Below are 7,877 nucleotides of genomic sequence, written 5' to 3'. Positions count from 1 at the left end.
CGCGCACGGCATCATCGACTACTTCGCGGGCGCCGCCGACAAGCTCACCGGTGTCACCCTGCCCACCCGCAGCCCGGACTACCTGGGCTACACGGCACCCGCCGCTTCGGGTGGACCCGGCCCGGTCACCGGGGCCGGACGTGTCCGCCGCTTCGGACACGTCCGGCACACACGGCGACGGACGCCGGACCCACCCGCCGCTGCGAACGGGCCCGGCGCGCTTCACCGGTTGGTGCGGGTCGTACGGGTCGTACGGGTCGTACGGGTCGTACGGGTCGTACAAATGGTGCAGGTGGTGCAGGTGGGGCGCCGGGGCCGTCCGCCGCTTTCGGGCCGTGCCGGACGGACCCGGCGCCCCCGTTCCCCCGTCGGCGCCGGCAGGGAGGTGGACGCCTGCGGGGAGTCAGAAGCGGGCGGGTGTCATGGCCCGGTCACTTCACCGAGCCCGCCATCACGCCCTGCACGAAGTGCCGCTGGAAGGCGAAGAACACGACGACCGGGACCACCAGCGAGAGGAACGCACCGGGGGCGAGGACGTCGATGTTGCTGCCGAACTGCCGGATCTGGGACTGGAGTTCCACCGTCAGCGGCTGCGAGGAGGTGTCGGCGAACAGCAGCGCCACCAGCATGTCGTTCCAGACCCAGAGGAACTGGAAGATGGCGAGGCTGGCGATGGCGGGCTTGCCCACCGGCAGCACCAGCCGGGTGAAGATCCGCCACTCGGTGCCGCCGTCCATCCGGGCCGCCTCCAGCATCTCCTTCGGGATCTCCGCGAAGTAGTTGCGCAGCAGGAACACCGCGAACGGCAGTCCGTAGGCGACATGGAAGAGGACCACGCCCGGGATGGTGCCGAACAGCCCCAGCTGGCCGAAGAGCTTGGCGACCGGCAGCAGACCGATCTGCACCGGCACCACCAGCAGCGCCACGACCAGCAGGAAGATCGTGTCGCGGAACGGGAAGTCCAGCCAGGCGAAGGCGTATCCGGCGAGCGCCGCGATCGCCACGACCAGCAGGGTCGCGGGGACCGAGATCAGCACCGTGTTCCAGAACGCCCGGGTGATCCCGGAGTTGTCCAGCAGTGCCGTGTAGTTGTCGAAGGAGAGCTGGCCGGGGCTGGTGAACACGGTCCACCAGCCGCCGGTCGCGGTGTCCTCGGCGGACCGCAGCGAGGAGAGGAGGAGCCCGGCGAGCGGGGTCATCCAGACCAGGGCGACGACCACGAGGAACGCCTGGACGACGGCGCTGCCCAGTCCGCGCCGGATCGCGTTCATCCCTGACTCCTTTTGAAGCGGCGGACGTTGAAGACCATCGCGGGGATCACCAGCAGCAGGAGCAGGACGCCGAGCGCGCTGCCGAGACCCTGGTCGTTGCCGCCGCCGAAGGACACCAGCCACATCTGGGAGGCGAGCACGGTCGCGTCCTCCTGCACCGGTCCTGGCGCGATGATGTAGACGAGGTCGAAGACCTTCATCACATTGATGACCAGGGTGATGAAGACGACGGTCAGGGTGGGGGCGAGCAGCGGCACGGTGATCTTCCGGAAGATCTGCCACTCACTGGCCCCGTCGATCCGGGCGGCCTCCAGCGCGTCCCGGGGCAGGGTGGAGAGCCCGGCGCCGATCAGCACCATGGAGAAGCCGGTCCAGATCCAGAGATAGGCGCCGATGATGGCGGGGGTGACGAGGGTCGGGCCGAGCCAGGAGATCCCGTCGTAGGCCGGGGCGAAGTTGGACTCGGGCAGCCGTAGCTGGTAGGAGCCGCCGTCCAGTCCGGCGAAGCGGAACGACCCGTCGTCGCCGGTGGTGGTACGGGCGACGGTACGGCCGCCCTGTACCGCCTCCACGGTCATGCCGGGCAGTCCGCTCTCGCCCGGGTCGACCCGGCCCTGCTGTCCGCCGCCGCCCGCGGTGAAGTCCAGGTAGACCACACCGCGCAGTTCGTCGGGGGCGGCGGTCCCGGAGGCCGCGGCCTCGGCGGGGCTCGCGCCGTCCGGCAGATCGCGGGGCAGTACCCCGACCAGGCCGAGGGCGCTGGTGCTGCCCGGGGACACCGCCTGCTCGGTGGTGTAGGAACCGTCCTGGCCCTGGGCGATGCCCTGGCCGTCCCGGGCGCGGGCGGTGGGGTAGGACGAGGTGCCGGAGAAGGAGTCGTGGACGGCGACCACGGCCGCGTTCAGGACGCCCTTGTCGGGGTCCTCGTCGTAGGCGAGCCGGAAGATGATGCCGGCCGCGAGGAAGGACACCGCCATCGGCAGGAACAGCAGCAGCTTGAAGGCGGTCGCCCAGCGGATCTTCTCCACCAGCACGGCGAGGATCAGTCCGAGGCCGGTGAGCAGGACCGGGGCGACGACGACCCAGATCGCGGTGTTGCGCAGCGCCTTGAGGGTGACGGGGTCGCGGAAGATCTCCGCGTAGTTGCCGCCGCCGACGAAGCCGGTGCCGGAGGCGTCGAAGAGGCTGCGGCCGACGGAGAACAGCACCGGGTAGACCACGAGGGCGCCGAGCAGCAGCAGCGCGGGCAGGACGAAGAGCACGGCGGCGGCCCGGCCCCGCCGCCGGGCCCGCCGCGTACGCTCCGCGGCGGGGTCCGGCGGCGGGGTGCCCGCCTCTTTCACGAGGGTGGCGGTCACGGTCAGTCCTTGTACGCCTTGGCCGCCGCGTCCTCCAGCTGCCCGGCGGTCGCGGTCGGGTCGGACGGGTCGCGCAGGAAGTCCTGGAGGATCTTCCACTCACCGGCGCCCTTGGTGCCGCCGAACGCGGCCGGGGCCTGGTCGGACATGTCGAACCGGACCGCGTCGCCCGCGTCGATCAGGGACTTGGCGGTGGCGCGGGTGACATCGTCGCCGTAGGTGGCGAGGTCGAGGGACTTGTTCGGGGAGAGATAGCCGCCGAGGTCGGCCCAGACGGCGGCGGCCTCCGGAGTGGCCAGCCACTCGACGAAGGCCATGCCGGCCTCCTGGTTCTTGCCCTCCTTGACGACCACGGCCGCGTCACCGCCGCTGACCACCGGTGCCTTGCCGCCGTCGACCGGCGGGAAGGGGAAGAAGTCGGCGTCCTCGCCGATGACCTTGCCGTACTCGTCCTTGGCGACGGCGGCCACGAAGTCGCCCTCGTAGACCATGCCGGCCTCCGGCTGGGGGCCGAAGACCTTCTCCACGGAGCCGGGGAAGTCGGTGTTGAGGGCGCCGTTCTGGCCGCCCGCGATCAGCTGCTTGTCCTTGAACAGGGTGCCGAGCGTGGTGAGCGCCTTGACGACCGAGGTGTCGGTCCACTTCAGCTCGTGCGCGGCGAGGGCGTCGTACTTCTCGGGTCCGGCCTGGGAGAGATAGATGTTCTCGAACCAGTCGGTGAGGGTCCAGCCGTCCTGTCCGGCCACCGCGAACGCGGCGAGCCCGGAGTCGGAGACGGTCCGTCCGGCCTCCAGCATCTCGGCGTAGGTGGCGGGCGCGTCCACCCCGGCCTGGGCGAGGGCGTCGGGGCTGTACCAGACGGTGGACTTGTGGGCGGCCTTGAAGTAGACGCCGTAGGCGGTGCCGTCGACGCTGCCGTAGTTCTTCCAGACCGGCGCGAAGTTGGCGTTCAGGGCGTCCTGGGCGGTCTTGGAGAGCGGCTGGAGCCAGCCTTCCTGGGCGAACTGCTGGAGCACACCGACCTGCGGGACCATCACGACGTCGGGCGCGTTGCCGCCCTCGATCTTGGAGCCGACGACGGTGGAGACATTGTCGCCGGTGGAGACGAACTCGGTCTTCGCGCCGGTCTGCTCGGTGAAGGCGTCCAGCACCTTCTGGAAGTTCTGCTGTTCGGTGCCGGACCAGACACCGGCGACGGAGACGGTCTGTCCGCTGAGCGGCTTGTCACCGCCCCCGGCGGCGACGTCGTCACCGCCGCAGGCGGTGAGGGTGACGGCGAGCACCAGGGCGGTGCATCCGGTGAGCAGGGTGGTACGGGGTCGTATCATCGTTGATATATCCCTTCGGCGGATATGCGGTTGACGCCGAGTGATCGGTGTCGGACGCCGGGCGGCCAGTGGTGGCTCACTGGTCGCTCAGCCACCAGGCGGCGGTGGAGCCGGGCAGGACGCCTGCCGGGCAGGGGCCGCTGGAGAGCAGGGGGGTGCCCGAGACGGGCGCGGGCACGGGTGCGGTGGAGAAGTTCACGGCGCAGACCAGTCCGTCGCCGCGTTCGAAGGCGAGGACCCCGGGCTGCCGGTCCAGCCAGCGCAGTACGCCCTCGCCCAGTTGGGGCAGCGCGGCCCGCAGCTGGAGACCGTCCCGGTACAGATGCCAGAACGACCTGGTGTCGGCGAGCGCCCGGTCGGTGGCGTACTCGGCGAAGTAGTCCGGCTGCGGCAGCCAGGGCCGGGCGCCGGCCGCCCCGGAGGTGAAGCCGAACGGGGACGCCTGTCCGGACCAGGGCAGCGGCACCCGGCAGCCGTCCCGGATACGGGCCCGGCTGCCGGTGCGCCGGAAGATCGGGTCGGTGATCTGGTCGTCGGGCAGATCGACCACCTCGGGCAGCCCGAGTTCCTCGCCCTGGTAGATGTACGCGGCTCCGGGCAGCGCCAGCATCAGCAGCGCGGCGGCGCGGGCGCGGGCGGCGCCGAGACCGCTGCCCTCGGTGCTGGGTCCGCCGTAGCGGGTGACCGTGCGGACCTGGTCGTGGTTGTTGAGCACCCAGGTGACCGTGGAGCCGGTGCCCGCGATGTCCTCCATGGCCTCGGAGATGACCTTGCGGAAGGCGTCGGCGTCCCAGGGGGCGCCCAGCAGGTCGAAGAAGAACGCCTGGTGCAGTTCGTCGGGGCGGACGTAGAGGGCGTGTTCGCGGGCGGTGGGCACGGAGACCTCGCCGACCAGCAGCCGTTCGCGGCCGTCGCGGGCGGCGTACTCGTCGCACACCGTGCGCCAGTGCCGCCACACGTCGTGCACCTCGGGCTGGTTCCAGGCGAGCGGGTTGACCGAGTCACGGGTGCGGGCGTCGACATCGGGGTCGTCGGAGTCGGGCAGGTCGGGGTGCTTGTAGAGACCGGCGGCGACATCGATCCGGAAGCCGTCGACACCCCGGTCGAGCCAGAACCGCAGGACGCCCTCGAACTCGGCGGGCACCTCGGGGTTGCGCCAGTTCCAGTCGGGCTGTTCGGGGGTGAACATGTGCAGGTACCACTCGCCGGGCGTGCCGTCGGGCTCGGTGACCCGGGTCCAGGCGGAGCCGCCGAACATGGCGTGCCAGTTGTTGGGCGGCTCGGCGCCGTCCGGACCGCGCCCGGCGGCGAAGTGGAACCGGGCCCGCTCGGGGCTGCCGGGGGCGGCGGCGAGCGCGTCCCGGAACCAGTGGTGCTCCACGGAGCAATGGTTGGGGACGATGTCCAGCAGGACCTTGATGCCGAGCCGGCGGGCGGCGGACATCAGCAGATCGAACTCGGCGAGGTCGCCGAAGAGGGGGTCCACGTCCTGGTAGGCGGCGACGTCGTAGCCGTGGTCGTGCTGCGGCGAGGGGTAGAACGGGCTGAGCCAGATCCCGTCCACGCCGAGCTTGCGGAGATAGGGAAGTCCGGCACGGACACCGGCCAGATCGCCGATGCCGTCGCCGGTGCTGTCCAGGAAACTGCGGACGTACACCTGGTAGATCACCGCGTCGCGCCACCAGTGGCGCCCCGTGAAGGTCGGTTGAATCACCCCGGTAGACCTGTCTGTGCCTGCTGCCGCCGTCATGCATACATGTTAAGTAAGCGTGTCGTGCAGGTGTCAATGAACATGCAGAAGCTACTGGCGAGTTGACATCGGATATCCGGATAAATCCGGGTGCGAAGGCAGTAGTTGAGACACTGACGTTACCTAACGCGTAACTAGTCGACCTGAGGACCGGAGCACTACCACCGGAGCGCTGCCGGAGAATCGGCGGAGAACGGGGCTCAGCCGCCGGAGACCGCCGCCAGCTCGCGCGCGAGGCGCCGGACCGCCTCGGCCGGGGTCTGCTTCCCAGTCAGCGCGTCCCGCACGACCGCCTGCACCACCAGGCTCACCTGGTCGTAGCGCGGGCTCTTGGGGCGCGGCGCTGCGGCGAGCACGCTCTCGCGCAGGGTCGGCAGATAGGGGAACCGCCGGATCAGCTCCGGGTCCTCGTACAGATCGGCCCGGACGGGGGGCAGCGCGCCCCGGGTGAGGACCTGGCGCTGGACGCTCTCGCCGGTGAGGTAGGCGATCACCCGGGCGGCCGTCTCCGGGTGCTCGGCACGGCTGCTGACGGCGAGGTTGGAGCCGCCGAGCACACTGGTGCCGGGTCCGTCGGGACCGGGCAACGGCACCGCGCCGATCTTCCCGGCGACCGGCGAGCCGGGGTCGGGCACGGCGGCGTAGGGCCAGTTGCGCAGGAAGAGCAGCTCTCCTTGCTGGAACGCCTGTTTGGACTCCTCCTCCTTCCAGCCCAGCGCCGCCCGGGGTATCCAGCCCTCCTGGAGTCCGCGCGCCAGGAACCCGATCCCCTGCCGGGCCGCCTGGGAGTCGACGGTGACCCGCTCGCCCTCGTCGCCGAGGATGGTGCCGCCCGCCGAGTACACGGCCTCGGCCGCGTTCACGGTGAGCCCCTCGTAGGGCAGGAACTGGCCCGCGTAGCCGTCGAGACCGTGCTTCGGGGCCAGGGTCTCGGCGTAGTGCTCCAGCTCGGCCCAGGTGCGCGGCGGTGCCAGGCCCTCGCGGGCCAGGATGTCCTTGCGGTAGAGCAGCAGCCCGGCGTTGGTGACATAGGGGACGGCGTACAGCCGTCCGTCGTAGGTCGCGGTGTCGACCACCGGGGGCAGGAAGGTGTCCAGCGGGAAGGGCTCGCGCGGCAGCGGGCGTATCCAGCCCGCCGCGGCGAACTGGGAGGTCCAGTTGACGTCGATGTTGAGGATGTCGAAGCGGGCGCGGCCGTCCGCGCGCAGATCGGTGGACATCTGCGCATAGGTCTCGTCGGCGGAGTCGGGCAGTTCGGTCACCTCGACCCGCTCGTCCGGGTGGGCGCTGTTCCAGCCCGCCAGGACGGCACGCAGATAGCCGGTGAGGTCCCCGCCGGTGGCCAGGGTGAGCGGCCCGCGCCCGTCGTCGGGGGGCTTCCCGGCGGAGACATAGCCGGTCAGGACGACGACAAGGGCGAGAAGACCCCTACCCGCGGCCCGTATCCACCGCATAGGTTCCTCCCCGTGCACCCTCCCGGGCCACATCGCCCGGACGCTGCCATGTATACCTGTTAGGTATGGGCGATACTAGGGGCCTGCGGCACTACACCCGGAGGCGAGGAGGAGAGCGCTGGTGCGGCTGCCCCTCCTGGCCCTGCTCGCCCGCGGTCCGGCGCACGGCTACGAACTGAAACAGGACCTTGAGCAACTGCTGGGTGCCGCGTACCCTCAGCCGAACGTCGGCCAGATCTACGTGACCCTCGGGCGCCTGGAGAAGACAGGACTGATCGAGGGCGAGGACGTCGAGCAGGCCGGCCGGCCCAACAAGAAGGTCTACCACCTCACCGAGGCCGGGCGGGAGGCGCTGCGCGTCTGGTACGACGAGGTGTCCGACGAGCCCCGGGTGCGCGACGAGTTCTTCATGAAGCTGGCGCTCGCCCCGCGGACCGGTCTCGCCGACCAGATCGCGCTGATCAACAAGCAGCGGCGCCAGTACCTCACCACCATGCGCAGCCTCTCCCGGCTGGCCGCCGCGTCGGACCGGGACAACCGCACGGCCCAGCTGCTCATCGAGGGGGCCATGCTGCATCTCCAGGCCGACCTGGACTGGCTGGAGAGGTGCCAGGAAGAACTGGAGGAGCTGGAGTGACCGACGCCGCCGCTCCACACCCGCCCGCGGACGCCGATGACACCGCTCCCCCGGACACCGCTCCCCCGGACGCCGATGC

The 7,877-nt window shown here is 70.8% G+C and carries 6 protein-coding genes; 1 reads left to right on the top strand and 5 read right to left on the bottom strand.

The annotated features are described in order from the left end of the window. Nucleotides 1-431: 431 nt before the first annotated feature. From AB0D49_RS17030 to AB0D49_RS17010, 5 genes are all read right to left on the bottom strand, one after another. A complete protein-coding gene (locus AB0D49_RS17030; RefSeq protein ID WP_362757730.1) occupies nt 432-1,271 on the bottom strand; it encodes a carbohydrate ABC transporter permease in 840 nt (279 codons plus the stop codon). Then, nucleotides 1,268-2,629: an ABC transporter permease subunit gene (locus AB0D49_RS17025; protein WP_362757729.1), complete on the bottom strand. Its 1,362-nt coding sequence runs from the start codon at nt 2,627-2,629 to the stop codon at nt 1,268-1,270. The genes AB0D49_RS17030 and AB0D49_RS17025 overlap by 4 nt, the downstream gene beginning before the upstream one ends. A gap of 2 nt (nt 2,630-2,631) precedes the next feature. Beyond that, nucleotides 2,632-3,957, bottom strand: coding sequence for an ABC transporter substrate-binding protein (locus tag AB0D49_RS17020; RefSeq protein ID WP_362757727.1), 1,326 nt, complete (start codon nt 3,955-3,957; stop codon nt 2,632-2,634). 76 nt (nt 3,958-4,033) lie between these two features. Beyond that, nucleotides 4,034-5,707, bottom strand: coding sequence for a glycoside hydrolase family 13 protein (locus AB0D49_RS17015; RefSeq protein WP_362757725.1), 1,674 nt, complete (start codon nt 5,705-5,707; stop codon nt 4,034-4,036). Nucleotides 5,708-5,907: 200 nt separating this feature from the next. Next, nucleotides 5,908-7,161: an ABC transporter substrate-binding protein gene (locus AB0D49_RS17010; protein ID WP_362757723.1), complete on the bottom strand. Its 1,254-nt coding sequence runs from the start codon at nt 7,159-7,161 to the stop codon at nt 5,908-5,910. A 121-nt stretch (nt 7,162-7,282) separates the two neighbouring features. On the opposite strand from AB0D49_RS17010, the gene AB0D49_RS17005 reads away from it, so the two are divergent. After that, a complete protein-coding gene (locus AB0D49_RS17005; protein WP_362757721.1) occupies nt 7,283-7,798 on the top strand; it encodes a PadR family transcriptional regulator in 516 nt (171 codons plus the stop codon). The last annotated feature ends 79 nt before the right edge of the window (nt 7,799-7,877 follow it).

This window comes from Streptomyces sp. NPDC048290 (assembly GCF_040652095.1).
Lineage (GTDB): Bacteria > Actinomycetota > Actinomycetes > Streptomycetales > Streptomycetaceae > Streptomyces.
The sequence above is the reverse complement of the archived record's forward strand: the minus strand, read 5'-3'. Positions and strand labels throughout refer to the sequence as shown.

Coding starts and splice junctions, on each gene's coding strand:
- AB0D49_RS17030 (WP_362757730.1), bottom strand. CDS start 1,271: ATGAACGCGATCCGGCGCGGACTGGGCAGCGCCGTCGTCCAGGCGTTC.
- AB0D49_RS17020 (WP_362757727.1), bottom strand. CDS start 3,957: ATGATACGACCCCGTACCACCCTGCTCACCGGATGCACCGCCCTGGTG.
- AB0D49_RS17015 (WP_362757725.1), bottom strand. CDS start 5,707: ATGACGGCGGCAGCAGGCACAGACAGGTCTACCGGGGTGATTCAACCG.
- AB0D49_RS17010 (WP_362757723.1), bottom strand. CDS start 7,161: ATGCGGTGGATACGGGCCGCGGGTAGGGGTCTTCTCGCCCTTGTCGTC.